This is a genomic window from Rubrivivax gelatinosus, from assembly GCF_004340905.1.
In the GTDB taxonomy this organism is placed as follows: domain Bacteria; phylum Pseudomonadota; class Gammaproteobacteria; order Burkholderiales; family Burkholderiaceae_C; genus Rubrivivax; species Rubrivivax gelatinosus.
In genome coordinates this window covers 74033-92566 of record NZ_SLXD01000003.1, presented here as the reverse complement: position 1 = coordinate 92566, position 18534 = coordinate 74033, and the positions used below count along the sequence as shown (strand labels likewise).

At 72.1% G+C, this 18534-nt stretch carries 19 protein-coding genes; 13 read left to right on the top strand and 6 right to left on the bottom strand.

Annotation, left to right across the window (positions count from 1 at the left end; all coding sequences use genetic code 11):
* The first annotated feature begins 124 nt into the window (after positions 1-124).
* From EV684_RS24575 to gloA, 9 genes are all read left to right on the top strand, one after another.
* Complete coding sequence (locus EV684_RS24575; RefSeq protein WP_310733544.1) at positions 125-787, top strand: energy transducer TonB; 663 nt, start codon at positions 125-127, stop codon at positions 785-787.
* A gap of 96 nt (positions 788-883) precedes the next feature.
* Entirely contained in the window at positions 884-1690 is an 807-nt protein-coding gene (locus tag EV684_RS05970; protein ID WP_132645302.1) for a MotA/TolQ/ExbB proton channel family protein, read from the top strand.
* A gap of 96 nt (positions 1691-1786) precedes the next feature.
* Positions 1787-2227 carry an ExbD/TolR family protein gene (locus EV684_RS05965; RefSeq protein ID WP_132645301.1) on the top strand — a complete coding sequence of 147 codons (441 nt, stop codon included), beginning with the start codon at positions 1787-1789 and terminating at the stop codon, positions 2225-2227.
* Between the two features lie 11 nt (positions 2228-2238).
* The gene (locus EV684_RS05960) at positions 2239-2664 is read left to right on the top strand and encodes an ExbD/TolR family protein (protein ID WP_132645300.1); all 426 of its coding nucleotides are present in this window, start codon (positions 2239-2241) and stop codon (positions 2662-2664) included.
* A gap of 151 nt (positions 2665-2815) precedes the next feature.
* On the top strand, positions 2816-4012 hold the full coding sequence (locus tag EV684_RS05955; RefSeq protein WP_132645299.1) for a tetratricopeptide repeat protein: 1197 nt from the start codon (positions 2816-2818) through the stop codon (positions 4010-4012).
* Between the two features lie 82 nt (positions 4013-4094).
* Entirely contained in the window at positions 4095-5069 is a 975-nt protein-coding gene (locus EV684_RS05950) for an MBL fold metallo-hydrolase (protein WP_132645298.1), read from the top strand.
* A 188-nt stretch (positions 5070-5257) separates the two neighbouring features.
* A complete protein-coding gene (locus tag EV684_RS05945; RefSeq protein ID WP_132645297.1) occupies positions 5258-6889 on the top strand; it encodes a methyl-accepting chemotaxis protein in 1632 nt (543 codons plus the stop codon).
* Between the two features lie 129 nt (positions 6890-7018).
* Complete coding sequence (locus EV684_RS05940; RefSeq protein ID WP_132645296.1) at positions 7019-7807, top strand: SDR family NAD(P)-dependent oxidoreductase; 789 nt, start codon at positions 7019-7021, stop codon at positions 7805-7807.
* A gap of 32 nt (positions 7808-7839) precedes the next feature.
* Positions 7840-8256, top strand: a complete 417-nt coding sequence (gene gloA, locus EV684_RS05935; RefSeq protein WP_132645295.1) for a lactoylglutathione lyase — start codon at positions 7840-7842, stop codon at positions 8254-8256.
* A 37-nt stretch (positions 8257-8293) separates the two neighbouring features.
* Here the strand turns inward: gloA and eda are convergent, their stop codons facing one another.
* Positions 8294-8926 carry a bifunctional 4-hydroxy-2-oxoglutarate aldolase/2-dehydro-3-deoxy-phosphogluconate aldolase gene (eda, locus tag EV684_RS05930; RefSeq protein WP_132645294.1) on the bottom strand — a complete coding sequence of 211 codons (633 nt, stop codon included), beginning with the start codon at positions 8924-8926 and terminating at the stop codon, positions 8294-8296.
* The gene (gene edd / locus EV684_RS05925; protein ID WP_132645293.1) at positions 8917-10731 is read right to left on the bottom strand and encodes a phosphogluconate dehydratase; all 1815 of its coding nucleotides are present in this window, start codon (positions 10729-10731) and stop codon (positions 8917-8919) included. The genes eda and edd overlap by 10 nt, the downstream gene beginning before the upstream one ends.
* Before the next feature lie 178 nt (positions 10732-10909).
* Here edd and EV684_RS05920 point away from each other — a divergent pair, with 178 nt between their 5' ends.
* The gene (locus tag EV684_RS05920) at positions 10910-11626 is read left to right on the top strand and encodes a gamma-glutamylcyclotransferase (protein ID WP_132645292.1); all 717 of its coding nucleotides are present in this window, start codon (positions 10910-10912) and stop codon (positions 11624-11626) included.
* Here EV684_RS05920 and EV684_RS05915 read toward each other — a convergent pair.
* Positions 11515-12117, bottom strand: coding sequence for a nucleotidyltransferase family protein (locus EV684_RS05915; RefSeq protein ID WP_132645291.1), 603 nt, complete (start codon positions 12115-12117; stop codon positions 11515-11517). The genes EV684_RS05920 and EV684_RS05915 overlap by 112 nt on opposite strands.
* Positions 12118-12274: 157 nt before the next feature.
* Between EV684_RS05915 and pdxH the strand changes: the two genes are divergently transcribed.
* On the top strand, positions 12275-12907 hold the full coding sequence (gene pdxH, locus EV684_RS05910; RefSeq protein ID WP_132645290.1) for a pyridoxamine 5'-phosphate oxidase: 633 nt from the start codon (positions 12275-12277) through the stop codon (positions 12905-12907).
* 166 nt (positions 12908-13073) lie between these two features.
* Here the strand turns inward: pdxH and EV684_RS05905 are convergent, their stop codons facing one another.
* The 3 genes from EV684_RS05905 to EV684_RS05895 are packed head-to-tail and all read right to left on the bottom strand — an operon-like array spanning position 13074 to position 14806.
* Entirely contained in the window at positions 13074-13751 is a 678-nt protein-coding gene (locus EV684_RS05905; RefSeq protein ID WP_132645289.1) for a DUF799 domain-containing protein, read from the bottom strand.
* A 9-nt stretch (positions 13752-13760) separates the two neighbouring features.
* On the bottom strand, positions 13761-14132 hold the full coding sequence (locus EV684_RS05900) for a DUF4810 domain-containing protein (RefSeq protein WP_132645288.1): 372 nt from the start codon (positions 14130-14132) through the stop codon (positions 13761-13763).
* Positions 14129-14806 (bottom strand): CsgG/HfaB family protein, encoded by a 678-nt coding sequence (locus tag EV684_RS05895; protein ID WP_132645287.1) that lies wholly within the window; start codon positions 14804-14806, stop codon positions 14129-14131. Before EV684_RS05895 ends, EV684_RS05900 begins: the two co-directional genes overlap by 4 nt.
* A 274-nt stretch (positions 14807-15080) precedes the next feature.
* Between EV684_RS05895 and EV684_RS05890 the strand changes: the two genes are divergently transcribed.
* Positions 15081-17687 (top strand): LuxR C-terminal-related transcriptional regulator, encoded by a 2607-nt coding sequence (locus tag EV684_RS05890; protein ID WP_132645286.1) that lies wholly within the window; start codon positions 15081-15083, stop codon positions 17685-17687.
* A 124-nt stretch (positions 17688-17811) separates the two neighbouring features.
* Positions 17812-18534, top strand: a complete 723-nt coding sequence (locus EV684_RS05885) for a hemerythrin domain-containing protein (protein ID WP_132645285.1) — start codon at positions 17812-17814, stop codon at positions 18532-18534.

Sequence of the window (18534 nt, the reverse complement as noted above, 5' to 3'; positions counted from 1 at the left end):
CTTTCGCGCTATAGTCCCGCGCTTCGCGGTCGACCAGGCCGCCTGCGGTCCACGAGGCCGCGCGAGCATTTGGTCACGGGTTCCGGCTCCGGATGGCGGAGCGGGAACTCCTGGAGGATTCTGAGTGGATTACGCCCAGCAACAACGAAACCCGGGCAAGCACGCCGTTGGGATCGGCATCGTTCTCGCCCTGCACCTGCTGCTCGGCTGGGCGCTGCTCTCGGGTCTCGCACAGCGGATGGTCGAGGTCATCAAGGCCCCGATCGAAACCAAGATCATCGAGGAGGTCAAGCCGCCGGAGCCCCCGCCGCCGGAGAACCTCCCGCCGCCGCCCAAGTTCGCGCCGCCGCCGCCGTCGTTCGTGCCGCCGCCCGAAGTCAACGTCAACCCGCCGCCGACGCCGGCGCCGACGATCACGACGACCACGGTGGCGCCGCCGCCGCAGGCCGTCACGGTCCCGCGCGCCGAAGCACCGCCGGCGCCGCGCAACGTGCGCCCGACGATCATCAGTGCCCGTTCCTGCGCCCCGACGCGCGACGACTACCCGCCCGCGGCGGTGCGCGCCGAGGCCACGGGTACCACCAAGGTCCGGTTCACCGTGGACGCGAGCGGTCGCGTCGCGAAATCGGAACTGGTGCGTTCGGCAGGCCCGTCGCGTGAGCACAAGCTGCTCGACCGCGTGGCCGTCAGCAAGCTCAGCCAGTGCCAGTTCAAGCCGGGCACCGACGAGCAGGGCAACCCGGTCGGCGGGCAGGCCGAAGTCGAATACGTCTGGAACCTCGAGTAACGAGGCACCCTGTTGTCGCGTCTCGCCGCGTCCGCGCGGCGACGCTCTTACCCACGTGCGGCGCTCGAGCCGGCGTTCTTTCCCCTTGGAGGCACGATGTCCTTGATGAAACTGATGCGATCGTCGCTGGCGGCGATGATGGTCGCGCTGGTCGCCGCGTTCGGCACCCAACCCGCCCTGGCCCAGGCTGACACCGCCGCCCCGCCGGCCGCCACGGCGCCGGCCGACGCCACCGAACACGAAGCGGTGGACAACCCCTACGGCCTGCAGGCCCTGTGGCAGCAAGGCGACTTCGTCGCCAAGGGCACGCTGATCATCCTCGTGATCATGTCGATGGGCAGCTGGTACATCATCTTCACCAAGCTGTACGAGCAGCGTTCGATGATGAAGAGCGCGCGCGAGTCGGCCGAGGCCTTCTGGAAGGCGAACTCGGTGAAGGCCGGCGTCACCGCACTCGAGGAAGGCTCGGCCTTCCGCTACATCGCCGAGTCGGGCATCAAGGCCAGTGATCATCACGAAGGCACGATGGTCGAGTCGATCGACAAGCACACCTGGGTGACGATGAGCGTCGAGCGCGCCGTCGGCAACATCCAGGGCCGCCTGACCGACGGCCTGGCCTTCCTGGCGACCGTCGGCTCGACCGCGCCGTTCGTCGGCCTGTTCGGCACCGTCTGGGGCATCTACAACGCGCTGGTGCGCATCGGCATCAGCGGCCAGGCCTCGATCGACAAGGTCGCCGGCCCGGTCGGTGAAGCGCTGATCATGACCGCCATCGGCCTGGCCGTCGCCGTGCCGGCCGTCATGGGCTACAACTGGCTGATCCGTCGCAACAAGGCCGTGCTGGACCAGGTCCGCAGCTTCAGCGCCGACCTGCACAACGTGCTGATCGCCGGCAAGCGCTGACGTGATGCCGATCGGCCGCCGCCGCCGTGACGGCCGTGCCTGCGGGCACGGCAGCGCGTGCGGCACCGGGCGGCCGTCGTCCTCCAGGAGATCGCGATGGCGATGCAAGTAGGCCCCGCCGAGAACGGCGGGGAGGAGCAGCTCAACAGCTCGATCAACACCACGCCGCTGGTGGACGTGATGCTGGTGCTGCTCATCATCTTCCTGATCACGATTCCCGTGGTCACGCAGTCGATCAAGCTCGAACTGCCCAAGGAACGCAACATCCCGCTGCAGACCAAGCCCGAGAACATCGTCATCGCGGTCAACCGCGACGGCGAGATCTTCTGGGGCATCGAACGTCTGCCGGACATCGAGGCGCTGGTGAACCGCCTGAAGACCGAATCGGTCAAGGAGCCGCAGCCCGAGGTGCACATCCGCGGTGACGGCGAGGTGCGCTACGAGTCCGTGGGCCGTGTCGTCGTGGCCTGCCAGCGCGCCGGCATCTTCAAGGTCGGCTTCATCACCGAGCCGCCTGCCGGCGTCGCGCCGCGCTGAGGAGAACAACCATGGCCATGCAAGTAGGTTCCGCCGCCGAAGACGACGTGATGGTGGACATCAACACCACGCCGCTGATCGACGTGATGCTGGTGCTGCTGATCATGTTCATCATCACCATCCCGATCCAGACGCACGCGGTGAAGATGAACATGCCGACGCCGAACAACGCGGCGCCGCCGCCGCAGCCGCCGGAGATCATCCGCATCGACGTCGACTTCGACGGCACCATCGGCTGGAACGGCGAGATCGTGCCCGACCGCGCGACGCTGGAAGCCAAGCTGGCCTCCGTCGCCGCCGCGGCCGACCAGGCCGAGGTGCACCTGCGCCCGAACAAGCTCGTGACCTACAAGGTCGTCGCGATGATCATGGCCAGCGCCCAGCGCCTGGGCGTGACCAAGATCGGCATCGTCGGCAACGAGCAGTTCATGAATTGACGACCACCCCCGAAGCGGCTGCGCCGCTCCCCCTCGAGGGGGCGACGCCAGCGGGCGGGCAGAGCCCGTCCGCGGCGTCCGCTTGACATTACCGCACCCCTCCACCTGGCGTGCCGTTTGCTGGCAGGCGGTTCGCCGAGGAACCCAAGAGATGAAGACCAAGCTGCGAACCCTTGCCCTCTGCCTCGTCACCGCCGGCTGGCTGTCCGTCGCCGGGGCCCAGGGGCTGCGTGCCGAGATCGGCAAGCCGCTGCAGCAGGCGGGCGAACTGCTGAAGGCGGGCAAGGCGCGCGAGGCGCTCGCCAAGGTGCGCGAGGCCGAGAGCGTCGGCGGCCGAAGCGCTGCCGAACAGCAGACCATCGACCGCATGAAGGCCGCCGCCGCCCAGCGCGCCGGTGACTACGCGGTCGCTGCCCAGGCCCTCGAGGCGCTCGCCGCCAAGGCCGGCGGCAACGAGCTCGGCCAGCTCGCCGAGCAGCTCGCCGCCGCCTATGCCCAGCTGCGCAACACCGCCAAGGCCAACGAATGGCTGAACAAGGCGGTGGCTGCGGGCAACAACAGCGCCACGATCAAGCAGCTGCAGGCCTATCTGCAGTCGGCCAGCGGTGACTACAACGCGATCGCGCGCGACGCCGGCGCGGCCGTGGCCGCCGCCGAGCAGGCCGGCCGCAAGCCCGACGAAGGCGACCTGCTGCGCCTGGCCGACGCCCAGCAGCGCACCGGCAACACCAACGGCTACGTCGGCACGCTCGAGAAACTGGTCACCTATTACCCGAAGAAGGACTACTGGACGGCCTACCTGGGCCGACTGCAGCGCAAGAGCGGGTTCGCGGACCGTTTCGCGCTCGACGTCATGCGGCTGAAGCTGGCCGTCGGCGCGCTGGGCAAGACCGACGAGTACATGGAGATGGCGCAGCTCGCGCTGCAGGCCGGCCTGCCGAGCGAGGCCGTGCGCATCGTCGAGCAGGGTTACAAGGCCGGCGCGCTGGGCAGCGGTGCCGAGGCCACGCGCCACCAGCGCCTGCGCGACCTGGCGCTCAAGCAGGAGGCCCAGCTCAAGGCCGACATCGCGCAGCAGGCTGAGGCGGCCGCTGCCGAGAAGAGCGGCGACGACCTGGTCAAGGTCGGTTTCGCCTACGCCTCGATGGGCCAGGCCGACAAGGGTGCGGCGCTGATCCAGAAGGGCATCTCCAAGGGCGGCCTGCGCCGCCCCGAGGACGCCAAGCTGCGACTGGGCCAGGCGCAGGCACAGGCCGGGCAGAAGGCGGCCGCCGCGCAGACGCTGCGCAGCGTCAAGGGCCACGACGGCGTCGCCGAGATCGCCCACCTCTGGCTGGCGGCCCACTGACCAGCCCCGAGCGGCCCGCTGAAGGCGGGCCGCCTGCACGGTCTGGCGCCACCCGGGCCGCGGCCGCGCCGACAATCGGCGCATGAGTGCCACCGCCCTTCCCTCCTTCGTCGAGCCCTGCGGGCACGACATCTACGCCGTCGACACCGGCTTCCACCGCCCGCGCTTCGACGCCGCCTACCTCGTGCTGCACGGCGGCCGCGCGGCGATCGTGGACGCCGGCACCAACCACGCGCTGCCGCGCATCCTCGAGGCGCTGGCCGCACTGGGGCTGCCGCACGACGCCGTCGACTGGGTCATCCCCACCCACATCCACCTCGACCACGCCGGCGGCGTCGGCCTGCTGATGCAGGCGCTGCCGGCGGCACGCGTGATGGCGCACCCACGCGCCGCACGCCACCTCGTCGACCCGTCGCAGATCTGGGCCGGCGCCAGCGCGGTCTATGGCGAGGCCGAGATGCAGCGCAACTACGGCACGCTGGTGCCGGTGCCCGCCGATCGCGTGGACAGCAGCAGCGACGGCCAGCGGATCTCGCTGGCCGGCCGCACGCTCGAGTTCGCCGACACGCCGGGCCACGCCCGCCACCACCATTGCATCTGGGACGAAGCCTCGCAGGGCTGGTTCACCGGCGACACCTTCGGCCTGTCGTACCGCGAGTTCGACAGCGAGCGCGGCGCCTGGCTGCTGCCCACCTCGACGCCGGTGCAGTTCGAGCCCGAGGCCCTGAAGGCCTCGGTCCGGCGCCTGCTCGCACGCTCGCCGCGCTCGATGTTCCTGACCCACTACGGCCGCGTCGACGACGTGCCGCGCCTGGGCGCGCTGCTGCTGGCGCTGCTGGACGAGATGGTGGCCCTGGGGCGTCGCGTTGCCGGGGTCGGCGAAGCCCGCCACGCCGCGCTTCGCGAGGGCCTGGAGGCGATCTACCGCGCCAGCCTGGCCGAGCACGGCTGCACGCTGGCGCCGGCGGCACTGCGGCAGCTGCTGGAACTGGACATCGAACTCAATGCCCAGGGCATGGCGATCTGGCTGGACCGCGAAGCCGGCGCCAGCCGGTAAACGTTCGCAACGTCGCTCAAGTCCAGGCGCACCCGGCCGACCCCTTGCCGAGCAGCATCACCTCGGCCCTATTCGCAAAAATCAATCAGCGATTCGCACACTTTTTCGCATCCCTAGCAGGCATCGCATCTTTATCGTCGAGCGTCTGGACCGATTCCAGCAATCACTGATGCCAGTGGAGGATGTCGATGCGTGTGAACCTGCCCGTGAGCAACGAGGAGTATCCGTTTCCCAAGGGTGAAACCCTCGTCTCGACGACCGACCTGAAGGGCCGGATCCTCTACTGCAACCCGGCCTTCATCTCGGTCAGCGGCTACGTCAAGGACGATCTCCTGGGCCAGCCGCACAACCTGATCCGCCACCCCGACATGCCGGAGGAGGCCTTCCGCGACATGTGGGCCTGCATCGGCGCCGGCCAGCCCTGGTCGGCTCCGGTGAAGAACCGGCGCCAGGACGGGCGTTACTACTGGGTGATGGCCAACGTCACGCCGCTGATGCGCGACGGCCGGCCGGTGGGCTACATGTCGGTGCGCACCGAGCCCACGCGCGAAGAGGTGCGTTGCGCCGAGGCGCTCTATGCCCGCATGCGCAGCGAGAAGGAAAGCGGCCGCACGACGCTCAAGCTCGCGGCGGGCACCCCGTACCGCGCCACGGCCCTGGGGCGGCTGCGGCGCCTGTCGCGCCTGCGCCGGCACGTGCCGCTGATGCTGGCGACCGCGCTGCTGGCGGGCAGCAGCGCCATGGTCGGCCACTTCATGGGCTGGTACGCCGTCATCGCCTGCGTGCTGCTGGGCTGCACCGCCGGGGCGGCCGTGTTTGCGCGCCTGGTGCTGGCGCCGCTGTCGCCGCTGCTCAACTTCGCCAACCGCATGGCCGCCGGCGACCTGACGGAACGCCTGCCGAAGCCGGGCAACGACGCCTTCGGCAACCTCGCGAAGGCGCTGAACCAGCTCAACGTCAACCTGCGTTCGATCGTGCGCGACGCCCGCAACGAGGTCGAGCACATGCGCGACGCCACCTGCGAGATCGCCACCGGCAACCAGGACCTGTCGGTGCGCACCGAAACCCAGGCCTCCAACCTGCAGGAAACGGCCTCGTCGATGGAGCAGATCACGAGCACGGTGCGCCAGAGCGCCTCGGCCGCCGCCGAGGCTGCCAAGCTCGCCGACGAGGCATCGGCCGTCACCCGCCGCGGCAGCGAGGCGGTCGACCAGGTGACGCAGACGATGCAGGTGATCAGCGACTCGTCGCGGCGCATCGGCGAGATCATCCAGGTCATCGACGGCATCGCCTTCCAGACCAACATCCTGGCGCTCAACGCCGCCGTCGAGGCCGCACGCGCCGGCGAACAGGGCCGCGGTTTCGCCGTGGTGGCCGGCGAGGTGCGTGCGCTGGCGCAGCGTTCGGCCACCGCGGCCCGCGAGATCAAGCAGCTGATCGTCGACTCGTCCGAGAAGGTCGAGGCCGGCAACCGGCTGAGCGCGGCCGCGCGCGAGACCATCGCCGCGGCCGTCGGCACCGTGCAGCGGGTGGGCAGCGTCGTCTCGGGCATCAGCCACGGCGCCGACGAGCAGCTGCAGGGCATCTCGCAGATCAACACCGCGGTCGCGCGCATCGACGGCATCACGCAGCAGAACGCCGCGCTGGTCGAGGAGATCGCGGCCGCCGCGCAGCAGCTGCGCTTCAAGGCGGACACCGTGACCGAAGCGGTGCAGCTGTTCCACCTCGACGCCGGCCGCGATGCCGCGGCCGCGCCCGCCGATGCCGTCTCGCTGCGCCGCGCCGCACGCACCGGCGCGCACGCGGCAGCGCTCGCGTAGCAAGTCCGCCGGGGACTCTTAGACCGCGCGGGGCCGCCACCGCAGCTGCAGGGGTCGACACGCCTGGCGCGCCGGGCGTGCTTACACTGCGGGCCCGTCGAACCCGCCGCGGCCCGGCCGCCCGTCCCCATGCAGCAAGGCGTTCATTTCGGCCTCGATGGCCGCGTCGTCGTCATCACCGGCGCCTCGCAAGGCATCGGCGAGGCCTGTGCCCGCCGCCTCGTGCGCGACGGCGCCGCGGTCGCGCTCTGGGACGTGGCCGACGACGCCGGCCGGCGCCTGGCCGCCGAGCTGACGGCCGCCGGCCACCGCGCCGTCTACGCCCATTGCGACGTCTCGCAGAAGACCGAGGTCGAGGCCGCGCTGGCGGCGACGCTGGCGGCCTTCGGCCGTGTCGACGGCCTGGTCAACAACGCCGGCATCTTCAAGGCCGCGGACTTCCTGGAGGTCGACGAAGCCGACTGGGACGCGGTCATCGCCGTCAATCTGAAGGGTTCGTTCCTCGTCGGCCAGGCGGTCGCGCGCGAGCTGGTCAAGGCCGGGGGCGGCGCGATCGTCAACATGAGCTCGGTCAACGGCCGGCTGACGATCCCGTCGATCGCCAGCTACAACGCCAGCAAGGGCGCCGTCGACCAGCTCACGCGCGTGATGGCGCTGTCGCTCGCCGACCGCGGCGTGCGTGTCAACGCCGTCGCGCCGGGCACCATCGCCACCGAGCTGGCGAAGAACGCGGTGCTGACCAGCGACGAGGCCAAGGCGCGCATCATGAGCCGCACGCCGATGAAGCGCCTGGGCGAGCCCGGCGAGGTGGCCGACGTCTGCGCCTGGCTGCTGTCGGACGCCGCCAGCTACGTCACGGGCGAGATCGTCGTCGTCGACGGCGGGCGCATGACGCTCAACTACACCGTGCCCGTCTGAGGGCCGCAGCGGGCTGCGGGACAATCCGCGCCATGAGACTGCTCCACACGATGCTGCGCGTCGGCGACCTGCAACGGTCGATCGACTTCTACACGAAGGTCATGGGCATGACGCTGCTGCGCACCAGCGACAACGCCGCCCACGGCTATTCGCTCGCCTTCCTCGGCTACGGCTCGAACCCCGAGCACGCCGAGATCGAGCTCACCTACAACCACGGCGTGTCGTCGTACGAGATGGGCACGGCCTACGGCCACATCGCCATCGGCGTGCCCGACGCCTACGCGGCCTGCGACAAGATCCGCGCCGCCGGCGGCAACATCACGCGCGACGCCGGCCCGGTCAAGGGCGGCTCGACGGTGATCGCCTTCATCACCGATCCCGACGGCTACAAGGTCGAGCTGATCCAGCGCGCCGAGGCGGCCGCGCCCGCGGACTCGCTGCGCGCCTGACGGGCGCACCGGCGGCCGGCAGGCCGCCGGGTCGATCTCAGTCCTCGCGCAGCGCCTGCGCGGCGCGCGCCAGCCGGGTGATCTGCGCCCAGTCTCCGGCGTCGATCGTCGCCTGCGGCGACAGCCACGAGCCGCCGCAGACCTTGACGTTGGGCAGCGCCAGGTACTGGCGCGCGTTCTCCGGCGTCAGGCCGCCGGTCGGGCAGAAGGCGATGTCCGGGAACGGCCCGGCCAGGGCCTTGAGCACCGGGATGCCGCCGGCCGCGGCGGCCGGGAAGAACTTCAGGAAGTCGTAGCCGTCGGCCATCGCCGCCAGCACCTCGCCGGGCGTGGCCACGCCAGGCAGCAGCGGCAGCCCGATCTGGCGGCAGGCGCGGCCGATCTCGGCGGTGTAACCCGGGCTGACGGCAAAACGTGCACCGGCGTCGAGCGCCGCCTGGGCGTCGGCGACGTTGCGCACGGTGCCCGCGCCGACCAGCGCCTCGGGCAGTTCGCGCGCGATGCGGCGGATCGCCTCCAGCCCGGCCGGTGTGCGCAGCGTGACCTCGAGCACGCGCACGCCGCCGGCCAGCAGCGCCTCGGCCAGCGGCAGCGCGTCCTCGACACGCTGGATGACGATGACCGGGATCACGGGTCCCGGGGCGGCGAGTTCGATCGGCTTCAGAGCCATGTGACGGCGCCCTCCTCGGCGCAGCGGGCGTTGCGGCGCAGGCCCGCGAACAGTTCACGGCCCAGGTCGTGGCCATTGGCGGCCGCCTGGTCCGGGGTGATGGTGGCCGGCGTGCGCGCGGCCCATTCGACGGCGTCGACCAGTGCCTGCAGCGTGCCGGCGTCGGCGTCCAGGCGCAGCAGGTCGCCGTCGCGCACCCGGGCCAGCGGGCCGCCGGCCAGCGCCTCGGGGCTGACGTGGATCGCCGCGGGCACCTTGCCCGAAGCGCCGCTCATGCGGCCGTCGGTGACCAGCGCGACGCGGTAACCCTTGCCCTGCAGCACCGCCAGCGGCGGCGTCAGCTTGTGCAGCTCGGGCATGCCGTTGGCGTTGGGCCCCTGGAAACGCACGACGGCGACGAGGTCGCGGTCGAGTTCGCCGGCCTTGAACGCCGCCTGCAGCGACTCCTGGTCGTCGAAGACACGCGCCGGCGCCTCGATCACGTGGCGCTCGGCCGGCACCGCCGAGACCTTGATCACCGCGCGGCCCAGGTTGCCCTGCAGCAGCTTCAAGCCGCCGGTCGGCGAGAACGGCGCGTCGGCCGGGCGCAGGATCGCGGCGTCGCCGCTGGCGCCGACCGGCGTCCAGTCGAGAGCGCCGGCCTCGGTGGCCGCCGGCCGCGTCGCGTAGCGCTCCAGGCCGGGGCCGGCGACGGTCGCCACGTCGGGGTGCAGGCAGCCGGCGCGCAGCAGCTCGCCGATCACGTAGCCCGGGCCGCCGGCGGCCTGGAACTGGTTCACGTCGGCGGCGCCGTTGGGGTAGACACGCGCCAGCAGCGGCACCTCGGCCGACAGCGCGGCGAAGTCGCTCCAGTCGATCGTGATGCCCGCCGAACGCGCCACCGCCACCCAGTGGATCAGGTGGTTGGTGCTGCCGCCGGTGGCCAGCAGCGCGACCATCGCGTTGACGATCGCACGCTCGTCGACGAGGCGGCCGATGGGCGTGAAGTCGCCGCCGGCGCCGATCGCCAGCACACGGCGCACGGCCTCGCGTGTCAGCGCCTCGCGCAGGCCTTCGTGCGGGTGCACGAAGGCGGCGCCGGGCACGTGCAGGCCCATCGCCTCCATCAGCATCTGGTTGCTGTTGGCGGTGCCGTAGAAGGTGCAGGTGCCCGGGCCGTGGTAGGCGGCGGACTCGGCGGCCAGCAGCGTGTCGCGCCCGACCAGGCCTTGCGCGTACTGCTCGCGCACCTTGGCCTTGTCCTCGTTGGCCAGCCCGGTGCTCATCGGCCCGGCGGGCACGAAGACCGTCGGCAGGTGGCCGAAGTGCAGCGCGCCGATCAGCAGCCCCGGCACGATCTTGTCGCAGATGCCCAGCATCAGCGCGCCGTCGAAGACGTCGTGCGACAGCGCGATCGCCGTGCCCATCGCGATCGTGTCGCGCGAGAACAGGCTCAGCTCCATGCCCGGCAGGCCCTGGGTGACGCCGTCGCACATCGCCGGCACGCCGCCGGCGACCTGCGCGCTGGCGCCGTGGCGCCGGGCCTCGTCGCGGATCACCGCCGGGAAACCCTCGAAGGGCTGGTGCGCCGACAGCATGTCGTTGTAGGCGGTGACGATCGCGAGGTTGGGTGCGTGTTCGGCGACGACCCTCAGCTTGGCGTCGCCCGGCAGCGCCGCGAAGGCGTGCGCGACGTTGGCACAACCCATGCGGTCGGCGCCGCGCGGTCGGCGCGCGAGGCGGTCCACGCGTTGAAGATAGGCCGCACGCGTGTCGGCGCTGCGTTCCCGGATGCGATCGGTGATGGCTTGGATGGCGGGCTTCATGCTGACCTCCAGCCGTAACCATAGCACCGAAAACGGGGTAATCTAGTTACATCGCGATTTCGTGAAGGGCTTCCCGGGGACATCGTGGCGCCGGCTGCGGCACCGTCATTGCAATGCTTCCGTTGCCGACAATGAAGACCATGAACCGGCTCTCGCGCCCCAAGGCGCGCTCGCACCCGTGAGCGCCTGCCCGCACGATCCCGCCGCCCGGCTGGCGCTGCTGCGTGCGCAGTGGGGCGGGCGCGGCGACCTGTGGGTCTTCGGCTACGCCTCGCTGATCTGGCGCCCGGAGTTCGAGGCCGCCGAGCACCGCCCCGCGCTGGTGCGCGGCTGGCACCGCGCCTTGCGCATGCGCTCGCAGATCAACCGCGGCACGCCGCAGCAGCCGGGCCTCGTCTTCGCGCTGATGGGCGGCGGGGCCTGCCGCGGCTTCGTCTACCGCATGCGCCCGGAAACCGCCGAGGCCGAACTCGAGCGCCTGTGGGACCGCGAGATGGTCGGCGGCGGCATCTACGACCCGCGTTTCCTGCCCTGCCAGACGCCGCAGGGCACGGTGGCGGCGCTGGCCTTCACGCTCAGCCGGCGCAGCGAGCACTACACCGGCCGGCTCTGCGACGAGGACGTCGTCGCGATCCTGCGCCACGCCCGCGGCCGCTACGGCACGACGCTGCAGTACCTGGCCGAGACCGCCGGTGCGCTGCGCGAGCGAGGTGTGCACGACCGTGAGATCGAGCGCCTGATGCGGGTTGCGGCCGGCGCCGGGCTGCCGGTGCACACCGACGATCAGCCCGCTGCGGCGCGGCGCGTCGGCCGGCGCAGCGAGTCCAGGTCGTCGTCGGTGTCGTCGTCGGCCAGCACGCCCGGATCCTCGACCTCGACGCCGACGGCCGGATAACGCGCCAGCAGGCGACGCGCGCCGTCGTCGCCCCGCAGCGACGCCAGCTCCGAGTACAGCTCGGCGGCGAACCCCACCGGGTGCCCGCGGCGTCCGCCGTGCTGCGCGAACGCCACCGCGTGCAGCGCGACCGAGCGCGCCACGGCGGCCATCGTCTGCGGCCGCACCATCGGCATGTCGCCGGGCAGCACCAGCCAGCCCGCGGAGTCGGGGCTGTCGCGCACGCCGGCGGCGATCGAGTGGCCCGCGCCGCGCTGGGCGTTGGCCTCGTCGAGCACCAGCAGGTCGCGCAGATTCAGCTGCGGCAGCACCAGCGGCACTAGACGCTCGGTCGTGACGACGAGCACGCGCAAGCCGGTCTGGCGAGCGTGGCCCACCGTCGTGCCAAGCACCGTGGAGCCGGCCAGCGGCTGTTCCAGCTCGTGCCGCGCCGGGTGGAAACGTCTCCCCTGCCCGGCAGCCAGCACGACGATCGTCGGGCTCGTGTTCATGGCGCTCGCCTTCCCGTCGGCTCCCCGTGGCGCCAAGAATGGCCGCGCCGGGGGGCCGCCGGCAGTGGGGCCATCACCTACGGCGTTCCACGTAAGGGAAGCACCGCGGGGGCGCGCGCCGGCGGGGGCGGCGCCGGCGGCTTCCTATACTCGGCCCATGGACCTGGCTGCCCTCCGCAAGAGCTACGAGCGCGACGCGCTCGACGAAACCGCCTCCGACGCCGACCCGCTGCGCCAGTTCGAGCGCTGGATGAAGCAGGCGATCGACGCCCAGGTGCCCGAACCGAACGCGATGACCGTGGCCACCGTCGGCGCCGACGGCCGGCCGTCGACCCGCGTCGTGCTGATCAAGGGTTTCGACGCACGCGGCATCGTCTGGTACACCAACTACGAGAGCCGCAAGGGCCGCGAGCTGGAGATCCATCCCTTTGCCGCGCTGCAGTTCCACTGGATCGAGCTGGAGCGTGTGGTGCGCATCGAAGGCCGGGTCGAGAAGACCGAGCCGGAGCTGTCGGACGCCTATTTCGCCTCGCGGCCGCTGGACTCGCGCATCGGCGCCTGGGCCTCGCCGCAGAGCCGGGTGATCCCCTCGCGCGCGACGCTGGTCGCCAACGCGGCGAAGTACGCGGCGAGCTACGCGCTGTCCCCGCCGCGGCCGCCGCACTGGGGCGGCTACCGCCTCGTGCCCGATGGCTGGGAGTTCTGGCAGGGCCGCAAGAGCCGGCTGCACGACCGGCTGCGCTACCGCCTGGACGGCGGGGCGTGGGTGCGGGAGCGGCTGGCGCCTTGAGCGCGAGGCCCGAGGCAGGAGTCACCCCTCGCGCGTGAAATCGCGCTCGGGCCTGAGTCCGGCGAGCAAGGCCTTCCGGCCTCCTTGGGGACTCAGCCCTCGCGCGTGAAATCGCGCTCGGGCCTGAGTCCGGCGAGCAAGGCCTTCCGGCCTTGCTCGTCCGGACTCAGTCCTTTCCGTAGTTCGGCGAGCGGGGGCCGTAGAGCACGCCGTTGGGCTTGTGCGGCGTGAGCAGGCGCGCATCGGCAGTGCCTGCGTACTGATAGCTGGCGTCCGACACGGTGTGCATGATCTGCTTGACCACCGCCTCGACCAGCACGCCGATCAGCCCCGCCTGATTGCTGCTGCTCTGCTCGGCCGACGACGCGCGTGCACTGCCCTCCCAGAGCACACGGCCGCTGCGCAGGTCGACGATGCGGCCTTCGACCGCGACCGTGGTGTCGCTGCTCAGCACCTTGTAGGTCGTGCCGTACTGCGTCACCTTCAGGTAGACCGCGGCGTCGGCACCGAAGATCTCGCGCAGCTTGGCCGTCGACACCTCCTGGATGTCGGCCGCCTGGGTCAGGCCGTTCTGCCTGAAGGTCTCGTCGACCAGACCCACCGGCAGGACGTAGTAGCCGGCCTCGGCCAGAGGCTGGGTCGCCTGGGCCAGCACGCCGTGGGTCGCCTTCACCTCGTTGGTGTTGTTGACCGGCGGCAGGATCAGCATCGACGCCGGGCGGCTCTCCCTGAACGCGGTGTAGTCGTAAGGCGCGGTCGTGGCACAGCCGCCCAGGGCAGCCGCCACCGCGGCCACCAACGCCCAGCGCGGGGCACGGGCAGCGGACAACTTGGAAATCGTCATCGGGTCACCTCAGCGCGCCGCAGCCTGGGCGGGCTGCAGGCGTCGCAACAGGAAGTCCATGTAGGCGGTCGACTCGGGGAACGCCTGCTTCTCGGCCTGGAACTGCGCGGCCGCGTCGGCATCACGCCCGAGGCGCAGCATCAGCAGGCCGACATGGGCGCGGAAACCCGGCGGCAGCGCGGCATTGCCGGCGCGCGCCTTCTCGGCCTGCTGCTGCAACTGCTGCAGCTGCTCCTGAGGACTGCTGTCGTCCGCGTTCAGCGACTGGTAGATCTGACGCTGATAGTCGCCCCAGTGATAGAGCGTCGGGGGCGCCGTGGCGCACCCGGCCAGCGTCGCGGCCAGCACGGCCCCGAGCGCGGCGAGGGCGCGACGGCTCATCGACGCGCTCCCGCACGGCCCCACTGGCCGCCATCGACCCCGCCCACGAGGCGCTCCACGGCCTCGCGGATGGCGAGGTCCAGGACCTTGCCGTTGAGCGTGGCGTCATAACTGGAGGTGCCGCCGAAGCCGACGACTTCCCGCGTCGACAACTGGTACTCGCCGGCGCCCTGGACCGAATAGACCACCTCCGACGTCGAGCTGTCGACGACGTTGAGCGTCACCTTCGCATAAGCCACCTGCGACTTGCCCTTGCCGAGCAGCCCGAAGAGCTGATGGTCACCCACCTCCTTGCGGCCGAACTCGGTGATGTCGCCCGTCAGCACGTAGTCCGCGCCCCGGATCGCCTGCGCCTGGGACTTGAACTGCGCCTCCTGGCGCGTCTCGCTCAGGTTGTCACGATCAAGCACGTTGAAACGCTGCGACTGCTGCAGGTGCGAGATCAGCGTCGACTTGGCCTGGCTGCCCAGCCGGTCGACGTTGTCGGTGAAGACGCCGCGCATGAAGTTGGAGCGGTTGTCGAACTTGCCGATCGACACCGGCAGGCGCACACCGACGTACGGTGCGGCGGCGGTCGAGACCTTCGCCACTTCGACGGTGCGCGACGACTCCGTCGCGCAGCCGGCGAGCATGGCGGCGGCGGCAAGCGCCGTCCATTGAATTCGTTTTGACATCAGTTCTCCCTCGTTGGAACGGCGCCGGGCGCCGCTCGATCGAGTGTAACCAGAGGTCACCCGGCGACCTTGACGCAGCGTCGTGGCCGGGCGCCACGCCGCCATTCGTCGCGGCAGGCGTGCATTTCGTCGCAGATCACGGGCGCCGGCACGCGGTGCACGCGACCATGCGCCGATGGACAGCGCGCAAACCCTGTCGCGGACACTCCCGAGGCGCGGCCGGTGGCGCTCGACGCAGAATCCGGCGTCCGCCGCCACCGGGGGGGTCCGCGGCATGAGCTTCGCCCGCACCAAGATCCAGCCGCCGCGGCCACGCGCCGGCAGCGCCGGCACCTGGATCGAGCGCCCGGCGCTCGACGCCCGCCTGCTCGGCGCATTGCTGTCGCAGCGGCTGGTGCTGGTCTGTGCCGCCGCCGGCTATGGCAAGACGACGGCGCTGGCACGCCAGCTCGCCCGGCTGCCCGCCGGCACCGCCCTGGCCTGGGTGTCAGCCGACGCCGACGACGACCTGCACCGCCTGCTCGCGTGCCTGGTCGCCGCGCTCGAACCCTATGACCTGCCGTGGCGCACCGCGCCCGAGGCGCTGCTGGCGCGTGTCGACGACGCTGGCGGCCGCGCCCGGATGGCTGCCGAACTGCTCGACGCGCTCGAATCCTGCGAGGTGGCGCATGGCGTCATCGTCTTCGACGACCTGCACCGCGTCGCCGATCCCGCCTTCTTCGAGCTGCTCGACGGCGTGCTCGAGCGCCTGGGCCCGCGCTGGACGGTGGCCGTCGCGGCGCGCGAGGACCCGCCGCTGTCGCTGGCACGCTGGCGCGCCGCCGGCGAGCTGGCCGAGTTCCGGCGCCACGAGCTGCAGTTCGCCGCCGAAGAAGCCGAGGCGCTGGCCGGCGTGCTCGAAGCCGCCGGCCCGGACACCAACCCGCTGGCAGCACGCACACGGGGCTGGCCCGCCGGCCTGCGGCTGGCGCTGGCGCACGGCGCGCGCAGCGCCGCGGCCGGCGAACGTGCGATCCGCGACTTCCTCGACGAGGAGGTGATCGAGCCGCTGCGGGCCGACCTGCGCGACTTCCTGCTGCGCAGCGCGGTGCTGCCCGAGCTCACCGCCGCACGCGCTGCCGCCGTCACCGGCGACGCCCGCGCCGCGGCGCTGATCGAACGCCTCGAGCGCCTGGGCCTGTTCGTCAGCAGCCTGGAGGCCGCCGAGCCGACGCTGCGCCTGCACGACCTGTTCCGCGAGACGCTGCTCGAACGCCTGCGCCTGGAGCGGCCCGACGAGTGCGCCGCGCTGTGGCAGCGCGCTGCCGCCGGCGAGAGCGACCCGGCACGTCAGCTGCCGATGCTGCTGAACGCCGGCGACGTCGACGGCGCTGCGGCCGCGCTGCTGGCGCAGGCACCGACGCTGCTGACCGAAGCGGCGCTGGCCACCGTGGCGCATCTGCTGGCGCTGTTCCCGCCCGAGTTCGCCGCCGGTTCGCCGGCGCTGCACGAGGTGCGCGGCCTTCTGGCGTGGGCGCGCTGGGACTTCCAGGCGATGCTGCAGTCGATGCGTGCCGCCGAGCGCGGCTGGTGCGCGCGCGCCGAGGCCGACCGCGCCCGTGCCGCGGTGGCCTACCAGTCGCTGGCGCTCAACGCGCTCGGCCGCCACGTCGAGAGCGCGGCGCGGCTGGGGCCGCTGCGGCGCGAAACGATGTCGCGCGAGACGCGTGTCGTCGTGCTCGTCGCCTGCACCTGGCATGCGCTGGACCTGGGCTCGCTGCACCGGCTGGGACCGCTGCTCGACGAACTGGTGGCGCTGCTGGAGACCTGCGACGACGCCTCGCTCTGGTACCGCGCGCATCCGCTGCCGCGGCTCAACGGGCTGCCCGGCACCGAGGCCGCGCTGCAGCGCTACGTGCGCGGCGCGCTGGGCGTGGCCGGCGACCGGCCGCTGCCGCTGCGTGCGCTGGCACGCGTGCAGGCCGGCTGGCACCACGCCTGGCAGCGCGGCGACCTGGCCGCCGCCGAAGAGGAACTCGCCGCCGTGCTGGAAGACTGCCGCTGGCTGGGCGAGCCGCCCAACGTCGCCGGCAGCGCGCAGTTGCTGGCGGCCTTCGTGCACGCGCTGCGCGGCGAACGCGAGCCGGCGCTGGCCGCCGCCGAGCGCATGGTCGACGAACATCCGACGGCACGCGGCCCGGCCTCGCTGTGGGTGCAGCGGCTGCATGCGGCCCGCGTGGCCGCACGCTTCGACGACCGCGAGCGCCTCGTGCGCCATCTCGACTGGCTGCAAGGCCATCCGTCGGCCGACGGCTTCGCCGCCGCCGCGCAGGCGAGCCAGCTGGAGGCCCTGGCGGGCCACGTCCAACGGCTGGCGGGCCGGCGCGATGCGGCCATCGACTGCTGGAGCCGGGCGCTCGAATGCGAGGAGGCCATCGACCGCCTGGGCCACGCCGTCGAGCTGCGGCTGTACCGCGCCGCGGCGCTGCTGTCGCAGGGCCGGCGCGAGTCGGCTGCCGCCGAGCTGGCGACCGCGGTGCGCCGCGTGGCCGGCGGCGCCGGCGTGGGCGCGGCGCTGTTCGCTCGCCCGGCGATCGAGGCCCTGGCCGCCGCCGACTGGAGCGGCGCGCTGCCCGACGAAGCCGTCGGCGTGCTCGGCGGCTGGCTGGGCCGGGCCTTCACACGGGCGGCCGCGCAACCGGCACCGCTGCCCGGCGGCCTGAGCACGCGCGAGTGGGAGGTGCTGGAGCGCATCGCCGCCGGCGACAGCAACAAGCTGATCGCACGCGCGCTGGACCTGAGCCCGCACACCGTCAAGCGCCACGTCGCCAACATCCTCGACAAGCTGGGCGCCGGCTCGCGCGGGCAGGCCGCGGCCTGGTACGCCGTGCAGCGCGGCTGAGCCGCCGCCGATGGCCCGCCGCTGCTGCCCCGATGGCTCCAGCGGGCGATGCCGGCACGACGGCCGGTCTCCAGACTTCGGTTCCACGCCGGCCGCAGGACGCCGGCGATCACGAGGAACCCCGATGGACACGATCTCCGCCCTGCCGGGCAACACCTACGCCGCCGCCGACGCGCCGGCCGCGCGCTTGGACATCTACGTCTTCATCCACAAGGCGCTGCGCGAGTTCATGCACCACACGCTCGCCGCCGTCGGCGCGATGGACGTGGACGACTGCAGCGAGCGCGCCGACGTCTGCGACCAGGTCGAGCTGCTGCTGACCACGCTGCGCGGCCACGTGCAGCACGAGAACGAGTTCATCCACACCGCCATCGAAGCCCGCCGCGCCGGCGGCGCCGCCGAGACCGCCGGCGACCACGTCGAGCACCTGGAGGCGATCGCCAACCTCGAGGACGAGGCCCATGCGCTGCGCACGGCGGCACCGGCGCAGCGCGCGCTGCTGGCGCTGCGCCTGTACCGCCACCTCGCCGCCTTCGTCGGCGAGAACCTGGTGCACATGCAGGTCGAGGAGACACGCAACAACGCCGCGCTGTGGGCGCTGTACCGCGACGACGAACTGGCCGAGCTGCATGACCGCCTGATGGCGACGATCCCGCCGCAGGAGATGGCGCTGACGGTGCGCTGGCTGGCGGTGGCGCTCAGCGTGCCCGAGCTGGCGATCCTCTTCGCCGATCTGCGCGCCAAGGCGCCACCGCAGGCCGTCGAGGCGCTGCTCGGCGTGGTGCGTGCGCAGGTGTCGGCGCCGCGCTGGGCGCGGCTGGCCCAGGCGATCGGCCGCCAGGCCTGA